Origin of the sequence: Knoellia pratensis, from assembly GCF_042666395.1 — a bacterium.
In the GTDB taxonomy this organism is placed as follows: domain Bacteria; phylum Actinomycetota; class Actinomycetes; order Actinomycetales; family Dermatophilaceae; genus Knoellia; species Knoellia pratensis.
The window spans coordinates 915848-938505 of record NZ_JBHTDJ010000001.1 but is presented as its reverse complement, the minus strand read 5'-3'; the positions used below and the strand labels follow the sequence as shown (position 1 = coordinate 938505).

Sequence of the window (22658 nt, the reverse complement as noted above, 5' to 3'; positions counted from 1 at the left end):
GAGTGGTGTGCGGAAGGTCAGGGGCGCCAGAGGACCAGGGCCTGCGAAGCAGAGCCCCCACCGGGCCGACGGCGGGGCCGCTCCCCCAGACGGCTGGCGAAGATCTCGCCGCCCGGGCCCACGGAGAACACCCTCGACCCACCGAAGGCGGCGATGCGCAACCGCTCGGCCTCGAGCGTCACCTCGGCAATGCGGGCCTGCAGGGCGTCCACCCGGTTCTCGAGCTCGAGGATGCGGGCGATGCCGGGGAGGCTGATTCCCTCCTCCTGCGAGAGGCGTTGCACCTCACGAAGCATCTCGACGTCGCGCGCCGAATATCGGCGCCCGCCACCTCTGGTGCGTGACGGGGTGACGAGCCCGATCCGGTCGTACTGACGCAGGGTCTGGGCATGCATGCCAGCGAGCTCGGCCGCGACCGAGATGACGAAGACGGGTGCCTCGTCATCCGGTCGCGGGAGGCGCGGGCGGGAAGCCATGATCAGGCCTTGGCCCTGTCGGCGAGCTCGGCCCGCGGGTCGACGCCGTCGGCCTCGGCCTGCAGGACCTCGATCGCCTCACGAGCCCTGTCGGACAGGGCATCCGGCACGATGACCTGCACCTTGGCGAGCAGGTCGCCGGTCGAGTTCTTGCCCACGACCCCACGGCCCTTGACGCGCAGGACACGGCCCGAGGGCGTGCCGGGGGCGATGCGCACCTTGACGTCGTGGCCGTCGAGGGTGGGCACCGCGACCGTGGCACCGAGGGCAGCCTCGGCAAAGGTCACCGGCAGGTCGATCGTGAGGTTGTCGCCCTCACGTCCGAAGACCGGGTGCTTCTCGACCGAGACGGCGAGCATGAGATCGCCGGCCGCAGCACCCGGTTCGCCCGGCTGACCCTTGCCACGCAGACGGATCTTCTGACCGTCCCTGACGCCGGCCGGGATGCGCGCCGTGATGGTGCGCCCCTCAGCCGTGCGCAGCGTCACCGTCGAACCCTCGACGGCGTCGCGGAACGGCAGCGTCGTGGAGGCCTGGACATCGGCACCCTTGCGGGGACCGCGAGGGGCGCCGTAACCGGCATACCCCGGTTGTCCACCGCGGCCAGCGGCACCGCCGGCAGCGCCACCGAACATCTGCGACAGCAGATCGTTGATGTCCTCGCCGCCACCGCCACCGGGGTAGCCGCCGTAGGACGACCCACCACCGGTGTCGAAGCGCATGCGTGAACCGCCGCCACCGCCGAAGGCACTGAAGACGTCGTCGAAGCCACCATTGCCACCCGGACCACCCGCCGTGAAGCGAGCGCCGCCGTGGGCCATCTGGCGCACGGCGTCGTACTCCTCGCGCTGCTTGGTGTCGGACAGCACCGCGTTGGCCTCGCCGATGTCCTTGAACTTCTGCTCGGCGCCCGCATCACCCGGGTTCTTGTCCGGGTGGTGCGTGCGGGCGAGCTTGCGGTAGGCCTTCTTGATCGCGGCCGCGTCAGCGTCCTTGGAGACGCCGAGGATGGCGTAGAAGTCCTTCTCGAACCAGTCCTGACTGGCCATCAGCGCCTCCTTCGAAGAAACGGCCTCTCACGCTGCATCATTCAGGATCGGCGACGGCCACCCGCGCGGGGCGGAGGACCTGGTCGCCGGTGCGATAGCCGGGCTGGAGCACCTGGACGACGGTGGTGGCCGTCGCATCGGTCGGCAGCTCCGGGTTCGAGGCGTCCCACGCGGCGTGCATGAGGGCCTCGTGCTGCATCGGGTCGAACACCTCGCCGACGCCACCGAAGCGGGTCAGGCCGAACTTGCCGAGACTGGTCTCGAGCTTGTCGGCGATCGCCGCGAACGGGCCGTCGGTGAGATCGCCGTGGTCACGGGCCAGCTGGATGTCGTCGAGGACCGGCAGAACCGACTCGAGGACGTCGCGCACCGCACGCTCCTGGACGCTCGCCCGGTCACGGTCGACACGACGCTTGTAGTTGACGTACTCCGCGTTGAGCCGCTGGAGGTCGTCGAGCCGCTGCGCCGCGAGCGCCGTGTCCGGGTGTTCGCCGCCGGTCTCGCCGGTCTCGCGGGTGTCGCCGACGCCAGTTTCGCCAACATCGATGGCGTCGATCTGGTCCGCCACCGAGGCGGTGGCCCCGGTCTGGGCCGGAGCCACCTCCTCGCCGTCGTTGGCCGACTCGGTGTTGATCGCGTCGGAGAACTCCTCGTCCACGATCTCGCCGTCGAAGATCTCGTCGTCCCCCGGCACGCGGTCTCCCGCACTGCTCGAGTCGGTCACTTCTTGTCCTCGGTGTCAGCGGTGTCGTCGTCCTCCACGACCTCCGCGTCGACGACATCACTGTCGTCGTTGGCCTGGGCGTCGGCCTCGCCAGCGTCAGAAGCCTCGCCACCGGGAACGTCACCGGACTCGCCCTGCTCGGCCGCCGCGGCATACATGGCGGCGCCCATCTTCTGGGACTCCTCGTTGAGGGTGTCGATCTTGGACTGGATGTCCTCGCGCGACGCCTGGGCCTCCGGCTTCAGGGCGTCCTTGAGGGCGACGAGCGCCTCGTCGACGGGCTTGCGCGCGTCGTCGCTGAGCTTGTCACCGGACTCGGCGAGGAACTTCTCGGTCGAGAAGACGAGCGACTCGGCCTGGTTGCGGGTCTCGGTCTCCTCGCGGCGGGCCTTGTCCTCCTCGGCGTGAGCCTCGGCGTCCTTGACCATGCGCTCGATCTCCTCCTTGGACAGCGCGCTGCCGCCAGAGATGGTGATCTTCTGCTCCTTGCCGGTGCCGCGGTCCTTGGCCGTCACGTGGACGATGCCGTTGGCGTCGATGTCGAAGGTGACCTCGACCTGCGGGACGCCACGGGGGGCGGGCGCGATGCCGGAGAGCTCGAACGTGCCGAGCGCCTTGTTCTGCTGCGCGATCTCGCGCTCACCCTGGAAGACCTGGATGAGAACGCTGGGCTGGTTGTCCTCAGCGGTCGAGAACACCTCGGAGCGCTTCGTCGGGATCGCGGTGTTGCGCTCGATGAGCTTGGTGAAGAGCCCACCCTTGGTCTCGATGCCGAGCGAGAGCGGCGTGACGTCGATGAGGAGGACGTCCTTGCGCTCACCCTTGAGGACACCGGCCTGGAGGGCAGCGCCGAGCGCCACGACCTCGTCGGGGTTGACGCCCTTGTTGGGCTCCTTGCCACCGGTGAGCTCCTTGACGAGCTCGGTCACGGCGGGCATGCGGGTCGAGCCACCGACGAGGACCACGTGGTCGATGTCGGCGAGCTTGATGCCGGCGTCCTTGATGACGTTCTGGAACGGCTGCTTGGTGCGGTCCAGCAGGTCCTGGGTCATCTGCTCGAACTGGGCGCGGGTCAGCGTCTCGTCGAGGTGGATGGGGCCGTTCTCGCTCATGGAGAGGTACTGCATCGAGATGTTGGTCGAGCTGGCCGAGGAGAGCTCCTTCTTGGCCTGCTCGGCGGCGTCACGCAGACGCTGCATCGCGATCTTGTCCTTGGCGAGGTCGACGCCGGTGTTGTTCTTCACCGTGGTGAGGAGGTGCTGGACGACGCGGTCGTCCCAGTCGTCTCCACCGAGCTGGTTGTCACCGCTGGTCGCGCGGACCTGGATGGTGGCGAAGCCGTCCTCCGGGTCCTTGCCCACCTCGAGGAGGGACACGTCGAACGTGCCACCACCGAGGTCGAAGACGAGGATGAGCTCGTCCTCCTTGCCCTTGTCGAGGCCGTAGGCGAGGGCCGCAGCAGTGGGCTCGTTGACGATCCGCAGGACGTTGAGGCCCGCGATCTCACCGGCTTCCTTGGTGGCCTGACGCTCGGCGTCGTCGAAGTAGGCGGGGACGGTGATGACGGCGTCGGTGACGGGCTCACCGAGGTAGGCCTCCGCGTCGCGCTTGAGCTTCTGGAGCGTGCGCGCGCTGATCTCCTGCGAGTTGTACTTCTTGCCGTCGATGTCCTCGCTCGTCCAGTCGGTGCCGATGTGGCGCTTGACGGAGCGCAGCGTGCGGTCGGCGTTGGTCACGGCCTGGCGCTTCGCGATCTCGCCGACGAGGACCTCACCGCCCTTGGTGAAGGCGACGACCGACGGGGTCGTGCGTCCGCCCTCGGAGTTCGCGATGATCGTGGGCTCGCCACCTTCGAGGACGGCGACGGCTGAGTTCGTGGTTCCGAGGTCGATTCCGACTGCGCGGGCCATGTGGATCTCCTTGCGTGTTGAGCTTGCGTTGAGTTGCTTGCACTCAAGTTAGGAGCCGGTATGCCGCATGGCAAATCCGTGCGTCCAAACTTGCGTTCACTCGACTCAACTCTTGGCTGCGTGACCTTGTTCCCGGCGACCGTTCCTGAAACCAGATCAAGGCGCAGGTCACTGCGGAGCAATCCGGTTTCATCCCTGCACCGAACCCCTCTCGATGTGGCCGACGTCTCGGCCGCTTGATCCGGAGGCATCACCATGACTCGCAAGATCACGCTCCTCGCGCTCGTCCCCGCGCTGGCCCTGGGCCTGTCGGCCTGCAGCTCCTCGAACACGGACGATGGGGAAGCGTCCCCGACCTCGTCCACGTCCCCGACGCCCTCGCCGTCGACGTCAGCCACCCAGCCTGCGTCCCCGTCAGCCACGGCCGAGGCCGAAAAAGCGGTCATCTCGATCAAGGGTTTCAAGTACACGGTGCCTGCTTCGGTGGCGCCCGGCGCCAAGATCAGCATCACGAACGCCGACCCATCGGCCCACACGGTCACGGCCAACGACGGCGCGTTCGACGTCGAGATTGGCCCCGACGGGACGGCAACGTTGACCGCGCCGAGCAAGCCCGGGAGCTATCCGTTCATCTGCTCGTTCCACCCGAACATGACCGGCACACTGGTCGTGAGGTGAGCACCGCCCCGACGGCCACACGCCCACGTACCGCAGGGCCTCTGGTGCCGTTGATCCTTCGAGTGGTCATTGCGGTGTCGCTGCTGGTGGATGCTGTCGTCCACCTACGGCTCGCACCCGGCTACCAGCAGGCCGCACCAAGCGGCATCGGCGCCGGAAACCTGTTTCGCATCCAAGCCGTCGTGGCGTTGGTCGTTGCTGTGTGGGTGCTCTGGCGCGGTAGCCGCCCTGCGCTGATCTCCGCCTTCGCCGTCGGGCTCAGTGCTGTCGTTGCCGTCGTCCTCTACCGCTATGTCAACATCCCCGCCCTGGGGCCCTTGCCGGCGATGTATGAGCCCGTGTGGTTCCTCGAGAAGTCGTTGAGTGCATTCTTCGAGGGACTGGCCGCTGTCGCGGCATTGATCGCCCTGGTCCTGGGGCGCCGCCCACGCGCCAGGGACGAGAGGCACGCCCGGCACCGGGCGCACGGTTGACTCACGCCAGAAGCCGAATGTGGTGCATGGTGAAGTCATGGCTCACCACGATGGTCCTCGATTCACCGGCTCGCGGGTCATGGTGACCGGGGCCGCTCACGGCATCGGGCGAGCCTGCGCGCAGTGGCTGGCCGCTGAGGGGGCTCGCGTGGCCGTGGCCGACCTCGACCTCGCGACCGGCCGGGAGGTGGTCGCGGCCCTCGGCGGCTCGGGTGACCTGCACCTCGCGGTCGAGCTGGACGTCACCGACGACGACTCCGTCCGCGCCTGCGTCGCGACCGCGGCTGACCACTTCGGCGGCCTCGACGTCCTCATCAACGTCGCCGGCGGTGGTGTCGCGCACGAGGACTTCGAGCACGTCGGCGACGACACGTGGTCCCAGATGATCGAACTCAACCTGATGAGTGCCGTCCGGTGCATCCGCGCGGCGCTGCCCCACCTTCGCCGCAGTGAGAACCACCCGGCGATCGTCTCGGTGAGCTCGGTCAACGCACTGTCGGCTCTCGGCGGCGAGCCCTACTCGGCGGCGAAGCTCGGGCTGGTGTCGCTCACCCAGAACCTCGCCGCCCAGCTCGGACCGGCCGGCATACGGGTCAACGCCGTCGCGCCGGGCACCATTCGCACCCGGGTGTGGGACGACCAGGAGGGGGGCGCCGACCGCATGGTGCCGCTCTATCCGTTGGGGCGCGTGGGCGAGCCCGACGACATCGCGGCAGCCGTCGCCTTCCTCGCCTCCCACGAAGCCGGGTGGATCACCGGCCAGACCCTCCCTGTGGACGGTGGACTGCTCACCGGTCACCGACAGGTCTAGGGGCACTCACACGGTCCACGCCGACCGGGTCAGGTCTCCGGATGCTGCTCGCGGAGGAGCCGGGGAAGGAAGGCAGCGCCCGGTGCGGTCTTCGTGGAGGCGGCCCAGTCGCCGGAGTTCGAGATCCCACACCGCTGCAGGGACAGACATCCGCAGCCGATGCAGGAGTCGAGACCGTCGCGAAGCCGTTCGAGCGCAGCGATGCGCTCATCCAGGCGCCCACGCCAGTGCCGTGTGATGCGCTGCCAGTCGGCCTTGTTCGGGGTCCGGCCCTCTGGCAACCGCTGCAGCTCGTCACGAATCTCCTCGAGTGAGAGCCCGACGTTGGAGGCCGCTCTGATGAACGCGAGTCGCCTCAGCACACTGCGCTGATAGCGCCTCTGTCCGCCGCCGGTGCGATCGGCCTCGATCAGGCCCTGCGCCTCGTAGTAGCGCAGCGCTGACGTGGCGAAGCCGCTGCGATGCGCGACGGCGCCGACGGACAGCGCCTCCTGAGAATTCATTTCGTCCCTTGACTTCAAGTCGACTTGAAGTTGCAGCATGACTCCAAGGACACCACCACGTCAAGGAGTTCACATGTCTGCAGCCCTCATCACGGGCGGTTCTGCCGGTCTTGGCCTCGAGCTCGTCAGAGCACTCGCAGGTCAGGGCTGGACCGTCATCACCGACGGCCGCAACGCCGACCGGCTGAACGCCGCCACCGCCGCCCTGCCCCACGTCATCGCCATCCCCGGCGACGTCACCGACGCCGACCACCGCGAGCACCTGAGGCAGGCAGTCGCCGACCACGGGCGCCTCGACCTGCTCGTCCACAACGCCAGCACCCTCGGCCCCAGTCCGCTGCGTCCCCTCGACACGATGACGGTCGAGGACCTGCGCACGGTCTGGCAGAGCAACGTCGGGGCCCCACTCGTCCTGACCGCAACGCTGCTGCCCGCCCTCAGGGCAGCCGGCGGCGTCCTCGTCTCGATCTCCTCCGATGCAGCAATCGAGCACTACGAGGGCTGGGGGCTGTACGGCGCGTCGAAGGCCGGCCTGGACCACGTCACCCTCACCTACGGGCAGGAGGCGGGCCTGACGGCATACGCCATCGACCCCGGCGACATGCGCACGCAGATGCACCAGGACGCCTTCCCGGGTGAGGACATCTCCGACCGGCCGCTCCCGGAGTCGGTCGTGCCACACCTGCTGGGCCTGCTCGCCCAGCGTCCGCCGTCGGGGCGCTACAAGGCCGCTGACTTCGCAGCCGTTCACGCACCCGCCACTCAGGGGGTCTGACGTGCCCGTCCTCGCCCACACCCCCACCACGCGCTTCCGCGAGCCTGACGACATGACGGCCCCCGCCCCTGCCGAGGCCCGCGGGGTGGCCCGCGACGAGGTTCGCCTCATGGTGGCCGACGGCCACGACATCGTCCACGCGCACTTCCGTGACCTGCCCGACCACCTCGCTCCCGGTGACCTCGTGGTCATCAACAACTCGGCCACGGTGGCCGGGCAGATCGACGGACTCCGCGAAGGTCAGGGGCCGGTGGTCGTGCACGCAGCGACTCCGTTGGACGACGGCACGTGGGTGATCGAGCTGCGTACCGCGCCCGACGCGTCGACGCCGATCCTGGGGGCCGTGGCCGGTGAACGCATCGAGGTCGGTCGACTCGTCCTCACCCTGCTCGAGCCCTACCCGCACCCGCACTCGTCGCCGACGGGCGTCGGCAACCGGCTGTGGCGAGTGCTCGTCGACGGAGACCTGCCGGACACGATGAGGCGGCACGGGCGGCCGATCGCCTACGGGTACCTGGACCAGCGATATCCGCTGACCGACTACCAGAGCGTCTTCAGCACGGTGCCGGGTAGCGCCGAAATGCCTTCTGCTGGAAGGCCCTTCACCGATTCCATCATCACTCGACTGGTCGCCGGTGGCGTGGGCGTCGCGCCGATCACGCTGCACACCGGCGTCTCCTCCCAGGATGCTGGCGAGGCCCCACAAGCCGAGCGGTTCGCCGTTCCCGAGACCACCGCCCTCCTGGTCAACGCCACGCGCGCGACGGGTGGCCGCGTCATCGCCGTGGGTACGACCGTCACGAGGGCTCTCGAGTCAGCTGTCTCCCCCGGCGGTCGGCTGGAAGCAACCCGCGGCTGGACCGAGCGCGTCATCTCACCGGAGGAACCCGCCCGCGTCGTCGACGGGCTCATCACTGGGTGGCACAACCCGCAGGCCTCACATCTGCTCCTCGTGGAGTCGATCGCCGGCGCGGAGCTGACCCAGGCGGCATACGACGCCGCGATGGCGCACGGATACCTCTGGCACGAGTTCGGCGACTCGGCCCTGCTGCTCCCCTCGCGCAGCTGAACGCCTGTCCGCCCCTGGTCCTGATCAGGTGGTCGCGAGCAGACGCAGCCCGGCCAGTGACGCGCTGTCCGGTTCGGCCGTGTAGGTGAGCAGCCTCTGTCCGCTGGCCCCCGGCAGGTGCAGCACCTCGTAGTCCAGGTCGAGGTCGCCGACCTCCGGGTGATGGAAGCGCTTGGTGCCGCTCGTGCACAGCTTCACCGTGTGCCTGGCCCACAGCGATGCGAACTCCGGGCTGTTGAGGCTCAGCTCGCCAATGAGCTCTGCCAAACGGCGATCGTCCGGGAACTGGGCAGCGACGTAGCGGATCGAGGAGACCGCGAGCGCCGCCTCGCTCGCCCAGTCCCGGTGCAGCTCACGGGTGTGAGGGTCGAGGAAGAGCAGCTGGATCTGGTTGGGTCGCTCCGCCGGCCGGGACGGCGCCTCGGGATCGAGGTGGCCCGCGAGGAGCAGGTGGCCGAGCCGGTTCCACGCGAGGACGTCGTTGAAGCGTCCGAGCAGCAGGGCAGGTGTGTCGGCCATCGAGTGGAGGAGCTGCCGCGCGCCCGGCCTGGCGACCTCGGGGCGCGCCGCACGCCGGGGTTTCGTGGGAGCGGGGTGCGCCAGGGCAAAGAGGTGGGTGCGCTCGTCAGGGTCGAGCTGGAGCGCCCGGGCCAACGCGTCGATCACCGCGTCGGAGGCGTTCTGCGACTGGCCCTGCTCGAGGCGCGTCAAGTAGGTGACGGAGACTCCCGCGAGCTGCGCCAGCTCCTCACGTCGCAGGCCCGGCACGCGGCGCCGGCCGTAGCCGCGCACACCGGCCGTCTCCGGCGACAAGGCGTCCCTGCGAGATCGCAGGAACTCACCCAGCTCGGTGACCCGCGGGCCGCCGGGTCTGCGCAGTGAGGTCTCCATGGCACCAGTCTCCCCGATGGCCGGACCGAGAACCTGTCCCTGCCAGGGATAGTCAGACCAGAGGTCTGGTTGGGTTCGCCGCGGACTGTGAGCGTGAGGTCCATGAGTCACCCACACACCTCCACGCACACCCACGCCGAGCCGGAGGAGCGCTTGACCGGCCGGCAGCGCGCCGGTCTGGCCGTCCTGCTCACCGCCAACTTCACCCTGGCCGTCGACTTCTCCATCCTCAACGTCGCGCTGCCTCACATCGGGGCGGATCTCGGTTTTGCGACCAGCAACCTGCAGTGGATCGTCACAGCGTTCGCGCTGTGTGCCGCTGGCTTCACCCTGTTCTTCGGTCGCGTGGCGGACGTCCTCGGCCGCAGACGCGTGTTCCTCGCCGGCGTTGCCCTCCTGGGCGCCTCCTCCATGGTCGGGGGCCTCGCCCAGGAGCCGGTCCTCCTCCTCGCTGCCCGCGTCGCTCAGGGAATCGCGACCGCGATGGTCACGCCCGCCGCACTGTCCCTTCTGACGGCGATGTTCTCGGAGGGCCGAGCTCGCTCAAAAGCCCTGGGGCTCAACGGTGCCCTGATGGCTGCTGGGTTCACCACCGGCGCGGTCCTGGGCGGGCTGCTCACCGGCGTGGTCAGCTGGCGGTGGGCCTTCTTCATCAACGTCCTCATCGCCGTGGCCGTGCTGGTCGTCGCGCCTCGCGTGCTCACCGACGTGCGGGCCGAGCGCCGCCCGCGGCTGGACGCACCAGGTGCGATCACCGTGACGCTCGCCCTCGTCGCGCTCGTCTACGGCATCACCACCGCTGGGCAGTCCGGCTGGACCGCGACCGACTCGTGGTTGCCGATCCTGGGATCGATGGCTCTGTTCGGCTGGTTCTGGAGGATCGAGTCGCGCGTCGCAGAACCCCTCATCCAGCCCGCTCTGCTCACCCGCCGCAACGTGGCCTGGGGCAACGTCGCCGGACTGCTCGCCTTCGCGACCGAGACGTCGCTGGTCTTCCTGCTCACGCTCTACCTGCAGGACGTCCTCGGCTACAGCGCCGTCAGCGCGGGACTCATCCTTGCGGTGCTGGGGATGGGCACTGTGCTCGGTGGGCTCGCTGCTCCACGCGTCATCGGTCGCATCGGGTCCCGGAACGCGATCGTGGCCGGTTTCGTCCTCCAGGCAGCCGCGACGGCGCCCCTGGCCTTCGTCGGCGACAACCGAGCGTGGCTCCTCCCCCTGCTGGTCACCACGTTCGCAGGTGGCGTGGCCAACCTCGTCGCGATCGTGGGCTATGTCGTCACCTCGACCAACGGTGTCCCCGAAGGACAGCAGGGACTGGCGACCGGACTGGTCACCATGAGCCAACAGGTCGGCATCACTCTCGGCACACCGGTGATGTCCGCGATCGTCGCCAGCCAGGCGAGCACGACGACCGTGCACGGGCTGCGGTTGGCGATCGGCGTCAACGCTGCCGTCGCGCTCCTCACCGCGGGGGTCGTAGCCGTGGCGCTTCGACAACAGGCGGGCTCACACGAATGACCTGCGCGCCGTTGAAGAGGAGTGCGTCCAACCGCGGCGCACGTCCACCAACGCACAGGAGTCCCAACCGTGAAAACTGCATTGATCACCGGAGCAAACCGGGGCATCGGCCGAGCCGTCGCACAACAGCTCGCGGACCAGGGGATGACCGTCATCGTCGGCGCCAGGGACACCGCCGCCGGCGAGGCCGCAGCACAGGAGATCGGTCGCGGAGCGATGAGTGTCCAGCTCGACGTCACCGATCCTGCGTCGATCACCGCAGCCGCGCTGCAGATCTCCCGGACCCATGGCTCGTTGGACGTCTTGGTGAACAACGCTGGCATCCTGCCCGAGGCCACCAACGCGGATCCCACCGAGTCGGTCGACCTCGAGATGTTCCGACAGACCTATGCGACGAACGTCCTCGGCCCCGTCGGCGTCCTTGAGGCCTTCCTCCCCCTCCTGCGGACCTCGCCGGCCGGGCGCATCGTCAACGTCAGCTCGACCGTGGGATCTCTCTCGGACCAGACGAACCCGGAGTCGCCCTACTACTCGATGGTCCTGCCGGCATACCAGAGCTCCAAGGCAGCCCTCAACAACATCACCATCGCCTTGGCCAAACAGCTGGCGGACACCCCGATCACGGTGACCTCGGTATGCCCCGGTTTCGTCCAGACGGATCTGACCCCCATCAACCACGAGCAGGCACCACTCACGGCGGACCAGGCGGCCGTGCCGATCGTGGTGGCCGCGACCCTTCCCGAAGGCGCAGCGTCGGGAACCTTCATCGACGCCAACGGTCCGGTCGCCTGGTGAAGCCCGCGTGTGGACCCTGATCGCGACGAGCGCTGGCGTCGTCGCCACAGCCATCTTCGTCGCGGCCACGCTGCCCATGCTCATCAAGGCCCGACGAACCAAGGACCTCGCGTCCTACAGCGGCGCGAACCTCGTCATGGCCAACGCGGGCAACACCGTCCAGACCCTGTACCTGACCATCGTGCCGCCAGGGCCCCTGTGGGCGTTGCATGCGTTCAACACCACCGCCAGCGCCCTCATGCTCGCGTGGTGGCTACGGCACCGTGGCCGTGACAGGGGGACGCGGAAGCCGGGATGACACGGGGAGATCCGCGTCAACTGACGGCTTCCGCGTCACGCGGCCGACCCAGTCCCTAGAATTCGTGCCATGGGGGAGAACACCGGGGTCCTGCGACGAGCGGGCAGCTTCGTTCGCGGCCGGCCGACGACGCAGAAGGTCGGCGGCGGAGTGGCCGCCGCGCTGCTCGCGAGCACCCCGTTCGGCGGCCTGTCGGGGCCACCTGAGCCGCCACCTGACGGATTGCGGCTCGGCACACCGATCATGGTGGGGCCATTCGAGGTCGTCATCGACAAGGCTGTCGAGCTCCCTGACCTGGCACCCGCGGTGGAACCCAAAGCCCCGCAGCGCGTCATGGTGCTCGACTCCCACGTAACCCTGAAGGGTGATCGACCCGAGCTCACCACGACCCTGACCAGCAACCTCCGCATTTCTGGTGGCGGGGTCAAGACCCAGAAACCTGATCTGTACTTCGTCGATGACGCCACGAGGCTGACCGGCATGAATCCTGACGTCACCTACCGGCTGGCGATCACCTTCACGACGACGGGGCCGTGGGTGGGCGACACGGTGACCGTGAAGAGCAACCTCGTGGAGTTCGTCCACGAGGACCCCCTGACCCTCGACTCCGATGCGTGGAAGTCGCGCGACGAGATCGCGTCGCAGGGCACCCTCCCCGTGGTGAGGAAGTCATGAGGCGCAGCATCGCGACGGCGGCGTTCGTCATCGCCGCCATGGCCCTCGGCCGGCTCATCACCGACCACGTGCCCCTGGACGTGACAGCCGCAGAGCCGTTCAGCCACACCGGCTCCGTCGGCAAGGTCGTCGGACTCGAGTACGCCGACGTCACCGTCACGGCCGTGCACGTGACGCCGACCGTCATGGGCAATCCCGCCTCCGCGGCGGGTGGCCGCTGGCTCATCGTGGACACCGAGATGCTGGCCCGCACGGCGCCGGTGACGGTCGCCGGCCTCTTCCTCGTCGACGGGCAGGATCGCCGCTACATCGCGTCGGCCCGCGGCAGCGAGTGCGCCACCAGCGTCAAACTGGCCACCGGTGTGCGCAGCTATGCGAGTGTCTGTTTCGACATCCCCAAGAAGGCCCTCACGGGTGCTCGACTCTTCGCCACCCGCAGCGCCTACGACAGCGTCGAGTCGAACTTCCGCCGCGACGACCTCGCCGACATCGACCTCGGCATCTCGGCGTCCGAGGTCGATGCCCTCTGGGCTCAGAAGGACGCGATCAACGTCAAGGAGTCGAGCGTCATGCCACCGTCGGAGGACCGCCGATGAGCATCACGACGCCCCCCGATGTGGTCGAGCCGCGCACGACCCCACCCTCGTCCCCGCCAGGACGGCCCAGTCGTTGGTGGATCGCAGGGGTCCCGGTCGCCATCGTCACGATGCTCGCTGCCACCGGCTACCGGGTTCCCGTGTTCTGGTACCAGTCCGGGCTCCACCATGAGATCGCGAGTGCCGAGCCCGAGCAGTGGGCGCAGGTCAACGAGCCCTTCACCGACGCCCGTGGTGACACGACCCGCGACTACTCCGTGAGGTTCGCCGGCCTCGGAAGTGCCGGCCCGGCATACGAGGACCGCATCGGCGACGAAGTGACCCTCGCCGACGGCATGGTCGCGCAGGTGGTCACGCTCGACTTCAGGGCCGCACCGGAGCAGCCGCTCAAGGGCTGCGCCCTCACCCTCATCGACGACCAGGGCCGAGAGTTCAGGGTCGGGCATTCCTTCGACGCCATCGGGCCCAACGTCACCAACTGCGTCCCCGAAGAGACGCCGGGGCCCAGCCAGCCCATCCTTGCGCACCAGCAGCGTGGAGTGCTGCCCAAGGGCGAGCAACCTCGTCCCCGAGAGTGGTCGACGTCCCCGGCCATCGCCGTGCCGCGAGATGCGCGGTTCGTCGAGCTGAGGATCTCGTTCGAGGAACCGGACTACGTCACCCTCAAACTGGCGCGCTGATCTCTGCGGGGGCAGCAGGTTCTGGGTCTCCGGCACCCGCGGGCGCGAGCTTGGGACCCAGCAGCCAGTCGATCGCCGCGGCGAGCAGGGCGGCCGCGAGCACCATGGTGATCGCGAGCCCCGCGACCTTCTCCATCGGCGAGAAGGCCAGCCACGTCGTCGTCTCGGTAGGGCCGATCGCGAGCCGCAGCAGCTGACCGACGGCCCACGGGATCCGGATGACGAGGAGGAACGCGAGGCAGAAGGTCAGCATGGGCAGCAGTCCTGCCGTCGCCATCATCCGCAGGCCGTTCCAGAACGCCGACCAGCGCTCGCGAAGGTCGGCGACGAGCCCGCCACCGTAGCGACGGACCGGTGCAGGGATCCGCTCCCAGCGCGGGTTCGGTTCTCTCCCAGCGCTCTCGGGCGGGCTGAGCTTGTGGCCGAGCACGACGGCGCCCACGGTGAGCCATGCGAGAGGCACGATGACGACGGCGTCGATGGCTCCGAGCAGCCCGAAGAGCCAGCCGGTGACGGTGTCGACCGGGTTCGCCAGGGGGCCGAGGTTGGCGACGACGGTGTCGTACTGCTCCAGCACCGCGCGAGAGGCGCGTCGCCCCTCCACCCACGCGACACCTGCGTCACGGATTTCACTGACCTTCTGTGCCACCTGCGAGGTGTAGTAGACCTCGACGAGCGCACCGAGGAACGCCAGCCAGAGGAAGCGAGTCACGCTCTCGATCTTGCCGAGGGCGAAGCGCAGCACCCAGGCGATGGCGACGATGGTCAGGACGACCTGCCAGTCATAGATCGCGAGTCGCCCCGCGAAGTCGTAGTCCGGCGTCTCGCTCAGGCTGAACTGGTTGAACTCTGCGTAGGCCGCCTCGTTGGTGAAGCGGAGCAGGTCCTCCTTGAGCAGCCCGTAGGACACGTAGACCGCGAGGAACGGCACGAGCACGGACACGGCGACGTCAACGAGCCGCATCTCCCGCTTCTCGGTCGTGGCCTGACGCGCCTCGCGCTTCGACAGCTCCACGACGTTGGGCAGGGCGCCACGAGTCAGGTAGAGCATGGCGATCATCGCGAGGAGGAAGCCGAGCGGCGCGACGACAAGGATGAGCTGGGCGACGAACGCGTTGTGGTCACTGACCTCGACCGCGATCCAGAGGGCGCCACTGCGGACCGCGAGCCCCAGACAGGCAATGACGATGAAGGGCGCCCAGTAGGTGCGCAGGATCCGCGCCGCCGACACCAGCACCGCAGGGATGTCCCGGACCCGCATCTCGTCGTTCACTGGCACCCCAAAACTGTCATCCCCGCCGGACATTCACTCTGACGCCCGGAGCATATCCACTCAGGACTGCTGCGAAGCCGTCTTGTCGAGGAAGGCTCGCACCGCGGCGAGGAACTCCGTCGGCCTGGTCGAGTGGATCTCGTGTCCGGCGTCGATGGTGAGCAGTGTGCCGGTCGAGACCGTCTCGACGAGGTCGCCCACCCACTCCTGTGGGACGAAACTGTCCGGACCACCGCCGATGGCGAGGACGGGCACGGTGATTCGGCGCAGGACGTCGCGCCAGTCAGCCGCTGGTGAGTCGACCTCGGGGCGGGTCTGTTCGACCATCGCCCAGTCGAAGGGGAGGTCGCCCGGTGGCCGAGCGGGCATCGCCGGCTGGCGCCGCCTCATCAGTCCGACGTCCTCGAGGACAAGCGCGCGTACCTGGGTTGACGTGGCTGCCACCCGGCACGCCACGAGCCCGCCCAGAGAGTGACCGACGAGGTCGACCTCCGCGCCGAGTTGCGGCAGGAGGTTCATCACGTCGTCGGCCATCGCCTCGATCGAGTAGGTACCGGGCCAGTCACTCCCCCCGTGCCCGCGCAGGTCCACCGCGTGCACGGTCCGGTCCTGCGAGAGGTCACTCGCGACCACGTCCCAGTCCGCCGCTGTCAGCCCGGTGCCCGGTAGCAGGACCACGGGCCGGTGCGTCGGTTGGCTGCACTCCCACCAGCGCGTCGCCAGCGTCACGTCGCCAACCCTGAACTCACACATCTCCACCATCGGTCCAGCATGCGCCACCGAGCACCTGGCGTCGGACTCGGATAGGTTTCACGTCGTGACGTCAGGTGAGCCGAGCCGCGCGACCGGGATCGCGCGCGCCCTCACGCTGAGCTGGTTCGCCGGGGCGCTGGCTGGCGCGGCCCACCTCGCGGCGGGCGGCACCCCTCCGGGACTCACTGCCAGTCTCGTGGTGGGTGCCTTCCTGACAATCGCAGGTATGCCGTTGTGCCGCAGCGCTTTTCGGCTCACCCGGCACGGGCCGATGCTTCTCGTGCAGCAGTTCGTGACCCACGCTGCACTCAGCCAGATGTCGTCGAACCACAGCGCACCCGTTCGTCCGACCGCACAGCTCGCCGCCGCCCTCGACAACGGACACGCCGTCCACGCCTCGGTGGCGCACCTGCAGCACGCAGCATCCACGTCGTCTGTCATGGCCTCCGGCCACATGCTCATGCCGTCCCCGATGATGATCGTCGCCCACCTGTGCTCAGCCGTCCTCGTCGCCGCGCTCCTCACCCAGGCCGAGTCCGGCTGGGTCGGACTCCGCGCCCTGCAGCGCGGACAGGAGTGGGCAGCACAACGGCTGGTCGTCCTCCTGGCTCGCCTGTCGATCCCTGTGCTGACAGCCCTGAACCCGCCCCTGCCCGTGCTTCGTGGACACGACGAGTCCGGCTCCGCACCACCGCCTGCCCTGGCAGACCTCTGGCGCTCGCCCGCGCCCTGCCGTCGCGGACCCCCGCGACCCTGCGCTGCCTGAGCGCAGCTTCGAATCTTCTTGCTCCCCGGCGACTCCTCGCCGGGTCGAGCGGCGCACCTGTGCGCTTCCTTCCCCTGAATTCAGGAGTACCTGCATGGCTGTCATCGACGACCCCACGACAACCCCACCGGCACCGACCAAGCTGCGCGGGCGGCATACCGGATTGTTTCGAGCGTTCTGGCGTTGGCACTTCTATGCCTCCGTCGTCGTCATTCCCGTCCTTCTCGTGCTGGCCATCACGGGACTGGTCTATCTCTTCCGGTTCCAGATCGAGCCGGCCCTCCACGGCGACCTCATGCGCGTCGAGGCCACCACAGGCCAGTCAGCGCTGCCCTACGAGGTGCAGCGGTTCAATGTCGCCGCCGCCCACCCTGACAACACCATCGTGTCGATGACGGAGCCGGGAGGGCCAGACCAGAGCACCCGATTCACCACCACGACCGCGAGCGACGAGACACGCGATGTGTTCGTGAACCCCTACACGGCGAGGGTGCTGGGCGACCTCAACCCCGACACGACCCTCAGCGGACGAGCGATCCGCCTGCATGCCGACCTCATGGGCGGACGCGTCGGAGACCTCGTCATGGAGCTGGGTGCGTGCTGGGCGTTGGTCATGGCCATCACGGGCTACTACCTCTTCCTCAAGGGGCGGCGGGCGCGAAAGCGCCAGCGGGAGAGGGGCATTCGCTCGGCAATGCTGCGTTCCACCCATGCTCGCATCGGGTCGGTCATGGGCGTCGGCCTCCTGCTCCTCATCGCCTCCGGCCTGCCGTGGACCGGGGTGTGGGGTGCGCAGGTGCAGAAGCTCGTCACGGGTGCCGGCTCGTCGATGTGGTCAGACGACCACGGCGCCCTCTCCAACCCCACGTCCACCCTTGATGAGTCGCTCCCCCACAGCCATCACGTCGTCCCGTGGGCCCAGGAGAAGACTCCGGTGCCGACCTCGCCGACGCCGCCGGCGGCTGAGGGTGAGGTCTCGGTCGCGAACGTCGATACAGCCATCACGGTGGGTGCCCGCGAAGGTTTGGCCCGGCCGATGACCGTGGCCCTCCCGGCTGATGACGAGGGAGTGTTCTCGGCGATCGGCTACGCCTTCAACGACCCCGCGAAGGAGCGGACGGTCCACGTCGACCAGTACGGCGGCGGGGTCGCGAGCAGTTATGGCTACGACGACTACCCCGGACTGGCCAAGGTTGTCTCGCAGGGCATCGCGCTCCACGAGGGCCGCCGCTTCGGAACGCTCAACATGGTGCTCACGACGGTGTTCTGCCTCGCCGTGATCGCGTCGTGCGTGACCGGTCCGGTCATGTGGTGGCGTCGCCGCCCGCGGGGTTCGGGTTCGGTGGGCGCTCCGCGAGGGCGTATGCCGCTCGCCTCCAGTCCCGCTCTGGCCGTGGGCATCGTGGCGCTGGGGATCTTCCTTCCGGTGACAGGCATCTCACTGGTGCTCGTCCTGCTCCTCGACCGCCTGGTCCTGTCGCGGCTGTCCGCGCCCCGACGGTTCTTCGGGTCGGCGCCCAGCTGAGCTCCCGGCCGCGCTTGGACCGTGGCGGCCTGTTCTGCCGCTGGGTTGTTCACGAAGGTCGGAGCCGCGGTCGGTCCCAGGGCCACCACCACCACCCCGGCTCGGATTATGTATTTGCGGATCCAAAACGTGTTAACGTGACGCTCATGGGAAGACCGCGAATGTTCGATGAGGCGGCTGTGCTCGACGCGGTGGCGGGTGAGTTTCGGGTGCTGGGGTATGCCGACACCTCCACCGAGCGGCTCTGCGACGCCGCCGGAGTGCGGCGCAGCAGTCTCTACAACGCCTTCACCTCCAAGGACGAGCTGTTCCTGCGCGCCCTGGAGCACTACATCGACGTGGTACGTGTGCGCCAGACAGCGATCCTCGCGGACGATGCGCTCTGCGGCGCGGACCGGCTGCGCGCGCTGATCGACGTGGTCGTCGGTGAGGAACAAGATGCTGCTCAACGCGGCCGGGCAGCCGGCTGCATGGTCGTGCAGAGCTTCATGAGCCCAGCCCTGCGCCGACGGGACGATCGCGTCGCGCGCATCCTCGATCGCGACCTTCGGGCTCGGACCGCCCTCCTGGCCGAGGCTGTCCGTGCTGGCCAGCTCGACGGAACCGTAGCGAGCGACGTGGAGCCGGACGATGGGGCCATCCTCGTCAACACCGTCATCTCAGGGGTGCGCGTCACTGCACAGTCCGGCGCACCTCCAGAGACGCTCCGGCGGATCGCCTTGGCAGGGCTGCACGCCCTGCTGCACTGACTCCACCGCAACGCCCTCCTGAAGGGCGCTTTCGCATGCCATCGTTTTGGATTCTCAATCACAGAAAGTCGAGTCATGACCTCACGCACCCCATCCAGGGCCGTCCCCTTGCCGGTCTACGTCCTTGCTGCGGGCATCTTCGCGATGACGACCAGCGAATTCGCGGTCGCGGGCCTCATGCCCCAGCTGGCCCAAGGCCTCGGCACGGGTATCGAACAGATCGGATACCTCGTCACTGTCTTCGCCGTTGCGATGACGGTCGGCGGACCGGCCCTGACCATGGTTCTGCTGCGGATGCCGGCGAAGACCGCGTTGCTGGCGATCTTCGGGATCTTTCTCGTCGGCAACGTCACAGCGGCGCTGGCGGACTCCTACTCGGTCATGGTGATCGCCCGGATCATCAGCGGCGTCGCCGCCCAAGCCTTCTTCGGCATCGCCGTGTCGCTCAGCGCGCGACTCGTCGACGAAGGCATGCGTGGACGCGCGAGCGGGGTAGCAATGAACGGGCTGATGCTCGGGATACTGCTTGGACTGCCGCTGGCGACGTTCATCGGCGGACAGCTTGACTGGCGCGCCGCGTTCTGGACGATCTCCGTCCTGACGATCATCGCTGCGATTCTGACCATGATGTTCGTGCACAACCCCGCCGAGTCGGACACCCCGGAGGGTGCATCGAACTCGATGCGGGAGGAGCTCGCGGTGCTGCGCCGTCCCCAGTTCGTGCTGGCACTCGTCTCCAGCACGCTGATCATCGGAGCGACCTTCTCGGCGTTCAGCTTCTTCACGCCGATCCTCACCGAGATCACCGGGTTCTCGGACAGCCTCGTTCCGCTGCTCCTGCTCGCCTACGGAGCCGCAACCCTGGCCGGCAACATGATCGTCGCCCGCCTGGCGGATCGATACACCATTTCCACGCTGCTGATCGGCACCGGGTTGAATGCGGTCTTCCTGGCAGGGTTCGCGTTGTTCACGGATGTCCCGCCGCTGGCCTTGGCCTTCATGCTCGGCATTGGTCTGGTCGGTGTGACGATGAACCCCGCGATGGCCGTGAGGGTGCAGCGTGCTGGAAGCACGTCTGCGCTGGTCAACACGATCCACGCATCGTTCATCACCCTGGGGGTCATTCTCGGCTCGGCGATCGGGTCTGCGCTGATCCCTGTCCATGGGCTCCGTGCCCCCGTGGTCCTGGGAATGGGGATGGCTGTCCTCGCCATCCTGGCGATCCTTCCTGCGCTCACCAATGCGTACTTGCGCAACGGGAGCCGACGCCATGCCGAAACGCACGTATCGGTCGCGGCCTGACAGGTGACGGGGCTGCTGCGGGACGGTGTGTCAGGCGCGCGCGAGAAGAGCGGCGATGGCCGAGTGCCCGGCCATCTGTCCCGCGGCGGTGGCCATGACGACCGACGCCATGGGCATCGGGAACGCGGCAAGGTGGGCGAGGTCGCCTCCGGCGGTCACTCCGGGCACGCTCGTGCGCCCGAACTCGTCGATCCGTACGGCACCCGAGGGGTTGAGGTCGAGCCCCAACTGCATTGCAAACGGGGCTGACTGGTGCAGGGTCGGGACAACGAAGAGGACCGCCACGTCCTCGGTCGAGTCGTCGTCGAGGCTCACCCGGAGGCCATCGCCGACGCGCTCGATGCCCGTCATCCTTGCCTCGATGATCGGGGCATCCGTGGTCGCACCCTCGGGTAGCTCCTGGCCCTCGGCGAAGACGACGAACTCGCCCGCGACCGGTCCCATGAGCGCCGTGTAGTGACCTGCGGCGCCGGCCCCGACGATGCCGATCCGCTTGCCCGCGAACTCGAACGCGTGGCAGAAGGGGCACTGTGCCGCGAGGTCCCCCCACACGTCCTGCAGACCCGGGATCGGCGGCAACTCGTCGCGGACACCGGTGGCCAGCACAACGGCATACGCCGAAATGACGGAGCCATTCGCGAGGGTGAGCCGGAAGTCGTCGCCATGGCGCTCGATCGTCTCGACGCGTTCTTCGCGAACCGAAACCGTGTCGTATGCCGTGAGCTCGCGTCGTGCGTCCGCGCGGAAGTCTGCGGGTGGGGTGCCGTCGTGGGTGAGCACGTTGTGCATGTGGCCCACCGTGGCGTTGCGGTAAATGCCGTCGTCGAAGAGGGTGACGCGGCGGCGGACCCGGCCGGCGGTGAGGGCCGCCTGGAGCCCGGCGGGGCCGCCGCCGATGATCGCGATGTCGGTGTGCAGTGATTCCGTGTGCAGTGGTTCGGTGTGCTGTGAAGTCGTCATGCTCTGATGCTGAACCTTCAGGTTGACCTGAAGGCAAGCGCGGAAAATGGGGAGCACTCGGTGCGGCGGGCATGTATCTTGACGTCAAGACACTTTTGGAGGGGTTCCCAGTGATGACCAGATGGTGGCGGTCGATCGTTCCGCCGACGAAGCTCGAGCGCGACCTGGCGCTGCAGAGCGTGCTCTCGGCGTTCGCGACCGGGTCCTTCCTCACGGGGACGGCGGTCTTCTTCACCCAGATCGTCGGGCTCACCGGCGCGCAGGTCGGACTCGGCATGTCGATCGCAGCGGCAGTGACGCTGGCCCTGTCGATGCCACTGGGCCGGCTGACCGACATCATCGGAGCCAAGAAACTCTGGGTGGCGAGCGCTGGCGTCGAGGCGCTGCTGTATCTCGCCTGGCCATTGGCGAGCGGGTTCGTTGCCTTCGTCGTGCTGCTGGCAGTGCTCGCCTGCGTGGAGAACGCCGGCCGCTCGGCGCGCAACGTCTATCGCATCGAGGTCTTCCCCCGCGAGACCCGGGTGCGGGCCATGGCCTATCAGAGGGCGGCACGCAACGTGGGCTACACACTCGGCGCCGGCACCGCTGGTGTCGCCCTGGGCATCGGCACTCGCGAAGCCATCATCGCCGTCCCGTTGATCACGGCCGGGCTGCTCGTCATCAACGCGGTGATGATCTCGTTCCTGCCGACGATCCAGTCCTCTGCCCATGGGGCGTCCGGGTCGGAGGGACACGTCTCACCGGCTGCCCTCAAGAACCTCGGCTTCGTCGGTCTGGCGCTCTGCAACGGCGTGCTCCAGTCCAACCAGGTGCTGCTCAATGTCGTCGTGCCACTGTGGCTCGTCGAGCAGACCGATGCACCGCGCGCCCTGCTGGCCTGGCTCTTCGGCACCAACACGGTGCTGGCCGTGTTGCTGCAGGTCAGGGCCTCTCGAGGAGCGGAGACGGTGGCGGGGTCACTGCGCGCTGTCCGGTTGTCTGGTCTGGCTTTCGTGCTCTCGTGCGCCGTCATCAGCGTGACCCACGAGACGATTGGCTGGGTCTCGATCGTGCTCATCTGGATCGGGCACATCACCATCACCGGCGCTGAGCTGTGGCAGTCCGCGGCCGACTGGGGCTTCACCTCCGAGCTCTCGGACCCACGTCGCCTCGGCGACTACCAAGGCGTCTGGGGCCTCGGCTACCAGATCCAGCCCATCATCTTTCCGGCGCTCTACACGTTCCTCGCGCTGTCGTGGGGGCCGCCCGGATGGGCCGTCATCGCGGTCATCGCGGTGACCGCCGCAGTGTTGTCACACCCGGCCGCCCGGGCCGCCGAGCGACACCTGGAACGCCACGCGGCTCCGGCCTCAGCACCCGCGACGCCAGCACCAGCGACTCAGGACGCCCCAGCCACCTGAGCGGGG

25 protein-coding genes are annotated in these 22658 nt (G+C 68.4%); 16 read left to right on the top strand and 9 right to left on the bottom strand.

The features are described from left to right. Nucleotides 1-17 precede the first annotated feature (17 nt). From ACFQRE_RS04420 to dnaK, 4 genes are read right to left on the bottom strand one after another with little or no spacing between them, the layout of a single operon-like run. Nucleotides 18-476 (bottom strand): heat shock protein transcriptional repressor HspR, encoded by a 459-nt coding sequence (locus ACFQRE_RS04420; protein WP_380119354.1) that lies wholly within the window; start codon nt 474-476, stop codon nt 18-20. A 2-nt stretch (nt 477-478) separates the two neighbouring features. Further along, nucleotides 479-1525, bottom strand: a complete 1047-nt coding sequence (locus ACFQRE_RS04415; protein WP_380119351.1) for a DnaJ C-terminal domain-containing protein — start codon at nt 1523-1525, stop codon at nt 479-481. A 37-nt stretch (nt 1526-1562) separates the two neighbouring features. After that, nucleotides 1563-2249 (bottom strand): nucleotide exchange factor GrpE, encoded by a 687-nt coding sequence (grpE, locus tag ACFQRE_RS04410; protein ID WP_380119349.1) that lies wholly within the window; start codon nt 2247-2249, stop codon nt 1563-1565. Then, nucleotides 2246-4159, bottom strand: coding sequence for a molecular chaperone DnaK (gene dnaK / locus ACFQRE_RS04405; RefSeq protein ID WP_380119347.1), 1914 nt, complete (start codon nt 4157-4159; stop codon nt 2246-2248). Before dnaK ends, grpE begins: the two co-directional genes overlap by 4 nt. A gap of 255 nt (nt 4160-4414) precedes the next feature. Here dnaK and ACFQRE_RS04400 point away from each other — a divergent pair, with 255 nt between their 5' ends. Genes ACFQRE_RS04400 through ACFQRE_RS04390 form a run of 3 tightly spaced genes read left to right on the top strand, consistent with a single transcriptional unit; the run spans nt 4415 to nt 6121 of the window. Next, on the top strand, nt 4415-4837 hold the full coding sequence (locus ACFQRE_RS04400) for a cupredoxin domain-containing protein (RefSeq protein ID WP_380119345.1): 423 nt from the start codon (nt 4415-4417) through the stop codon (nt 4835-4837). Nucleotides 4838-4881: 44 nt separating this feature from the next. Further along, nucleotides 4882-5310, top strand: coding sequence for a hypothetical protein (locus tag ACFQRE_RS04395; RefSeq protein WP_380119343.1), 429 nt, complete (start codon nt 4882-4884; stop codon nt 5308-5310). 37 nt (nt 5311-5347) lie between these two features. Continuing rightward, nucleotides 5348-6121 (top strand): SDR family NAD(P)-dependent oxidoreductase, encoded by a 774-nt coding sequence (locus ACFQRE_RS04390; RefSeq protein WP_380119341.1) that lies wholly within the window; start codon nt 5348-5350, stop codon nt 6119-6121. 29 nt (nt 6122-6150) lie between these two features. On the opposite strand, the gene soxR is transcribed toward ACFQRE_RS04390, so the two are convergent. Then, nucleotides 6151-6624 carry a redox-sensitive transcriptional activator SoxR gene (gene soxR, locus ACFQRE_RS04385; protein ID WP_380119339.1) on the bottom strand — a complete coding sequence of 158 codons (474 nt, stop codon included), beginning with the start codon at nt 6622-6624 and terminating at the stop codon, nt 6151-6153. 73 nt (nt 6625-6697) lie between these two features. Between soxR and ACFQRE_RS04380 the strand changes: the two genes are divergently transcribed. Together ACFQRE_RS04380 and ACFQRE_RS04375 are read left to right on the top strand one after the other, a co-directional pair. Next, complete coding sequence (locus tag ACFQRE_RS04380; protein ID WP_380119337.1) at nt 6698-7399, top strand: SDR family oxidoreductase; 702 nt, start codon at nt 6698-6700, stop codon at nt 7397-7399. A gap of 1 nt (nt 7400) precedes the next feature. After that, on the top strand, nt 7401-8468 hold the full coding sequence (locus tag ACFQRE_RS04375; RefSeq protein ID WP_380119335.1) for an S-adenosylmethionine:tRNA ribosyltransferase-isomerase: 1068 nt from the start codon (nt 7401-7403) through the stop codon (nt 8466-8468). Nucleotides 8469-8492: 24 nt separating this feature from the next. On the opposite strand, the gene ACFQRE_RS04370 is transcribed toward ACFQRE_RS04375, so the two are convergent. Beyond that, complete coding sequence (locus ACFQRE_RS04370; RefSeq protein WP_380119333.1) at nt 8493-9359, bottom strand: helix-turn-helix transcriptional regulator; 867 nt, start codon at nt 9357-9359, stop codon at nt 8493-8495. A gap of 102 nt (nt 9360-9461) precedes the next feature. On the opposite strand from ACFQRE_RS04370, the gene ACFQRE_RS04365 reads away from it, so the two are divergent. From ACFQRE_RS04365 to ACFQRE_RS04340, 6 genes are all read left to right on the top strand, one after another. After that, nucleotides 9462-10880, top strand: a complete 1419-nt coding sequence (locus ACFQRE_RS04365; protein ID WP_380119331.1) for an MFS transporter — start codon at nt 9462-9464, stop codon at nt 10878-10880. Between the two features lie 69 nt (nt 10881-10949). Beyond that, nucleotides 10950-11675 (top strand): SDR family NAD(P)-dependent oxidoreductase, encoded by a 726-nt coding sequence (locus ACFQRE_RS04360; protein ID WP_380119329.1) that lies wholly within the window; start codon nt 10950-10952, stop codon nt 11673-11675. 7 nt (nt 11676-11682) lie between these two features. Continuing rightward, entirely contained in the window at nt 11683-11973 is a 291-nt protein-coding gene (locus ACFQRE_RS04355; RefSeq protein ID WP_380119327.1) for a hypothetical protein, read from the top strand. Nucleotides 11974-12042: 69 nt separating this feature from the next. Then, entirely contained in the window at nt 12043-12648 is a 606-nt protein-coding gene (locus tag ACFQRE_RS04350) for a hypothetical protein (RefSeq protein ID WP_380119325.1), read from the top strand. Continuing rightward, nucleotides 12645-13244, top strand: a complete 600-nt coding sequence (locus tag ACFQRE_RS04345; RefSeq protein WP_380119323.1) for a hypothetical protein — start codon at nt 12645-12647, stop codon at nt 13242-13244. The genes ACFQRE_RS04350 and ACFQRE_RS04345 overlap by 4 nt, the downstream gene beginning before the upstream one ends. Beyond that, nucleotides 13241-13924, top strand: coding sequence for a hypothetical protein (locus tag ACFQRE_RS04340; RefSeq protein WP_380119321.1), 684 nt, complete (start codon nt 13241-13243; stop codon nt 13922-13924). The genes ACFQRE_RS04345 and ACFQRE_RS04340 overlap by 4 nt, the downstream gene beginning before the upstream one ends. On the opposite strand, the gene ACFQRE_RS04335 is transcribed toward ACFQRE_RS04340, so the two are convergent. Further along, nucleotides 13908-15203, bottom strand: a complete 1296-nt coding sequence (locus tag ACFQRE_RS04335; protein WP_380119319.1) for a hypothetical protein — start codon at nt 15201-15203, stop codon at nt 13908-13910. The two genes, ACFQRE_RS04340 and ACFQRE_RS04335, sit on opposite strands and share 17 nt — an antisense overlap. A gap of 54 nt (nt 15204-15257) precedes the next feature. Beyond that, a complete protein-coding gene (locus ACFQRE_RS04330) occupies nt 15258-15926 on the bottom strand; it encodes an alpha/beta fold hydrolase (protein WP_380119317.1) in 669 nt (222 codons plus the stop codon). An 88-nt stretch (nt 15927-16014) separates the two neighbouring features. On the opposite strand from ACFQRE_RS04330, the gene ACFQRE_RS04325 reads away from it, so the two are divergent. The 4 genes from ACFQRE_RS04325 (at nt 16015) to ACFQRE_RS04310 (ending at nt 20292) form a co-directional block, all read left to right on the top strand. Then, nucleotides 16015-16716 carry a hypothetical protein gene (locus tag ACFQRE_RS04325; protein WP_380119315.1) on the top strand — a complete coding sequence of 234 codons (702 nt, stop codon included), beginning with the start codon at nt 16015-16017 and terminating at the stop codon, nt 16714-16716. 94 nt (nt 16717-16810) lie between these two features. Further along, complete coding sequence (locus tag ACFQRE_RS04320; RefSeq protein WP_380119313.1) at nt 16811-18241, top strand: PepSY-associated TM helix domain-containing protein; 1431 nt, start codon at nt 16811-16813, stop codon at nt 18239-18241. A 146-nt stretch (nt 18242-18387) separates the two neighbouring features. Further along, nucleotides 18388-18990 carry a TetR/AcrR family transcriptional regulator gene (locus tag ACFQRE_RS04315; RefSeq protein WP_380119311.1) on the top strand — a complete coding sequence of 201 codons (603 nt, stop codon included), beginning with the start codon at nt 18388-18390 and terminating at the stop codon, nt 18988-18990. Nucleotides 18991-19065: 75 nt separating this feature from the next. Continuing rightward, nucleotides 19066-20292: an MFS transporter gene (locus ACFQRE_RS04310; protein WP_380119309.1), complete on the top strand. Its 1227-nt coding sequence runs from the start codon at nt 19066-19068 to the stop codon at nt 20290-20292. A 30-nt stretch (nt 20293-20322) separates the two neighbouring features. Here ACFQRE_RS04310 and ACFQRE_RS04305 read toward each other — a convergent pair whose 3' ends face one another. Next, nucleotides 20323-21252, bottom strand: coding sequence for an NAD(P)/FAD-dependent oxidoreductase (locus ACFQRE_RS04305; protein ID WP_380119307.1), 930 nt, complete (start codon nt 21250-21252; stop codon nt 20323-20325). Nucleotides 21253-21365: 113 nt separating this feature from the next. On the opposite strand from ACFQRE_RS04305, the gene ACFQRE_RS04300 reads away from it, so the two are divergent. Beyond that, complete coding sequence (locus ACFQRE_RS04300; RefSeq protein WP_380119305.1) at nt 21366-22652, top strand: MFS transporter; 1287 nt, start codon at nt 21366-21368, stop codon at nt 22650-22652. Nucleotides 22653-22658: the final 6 nt, after the last annotated feature.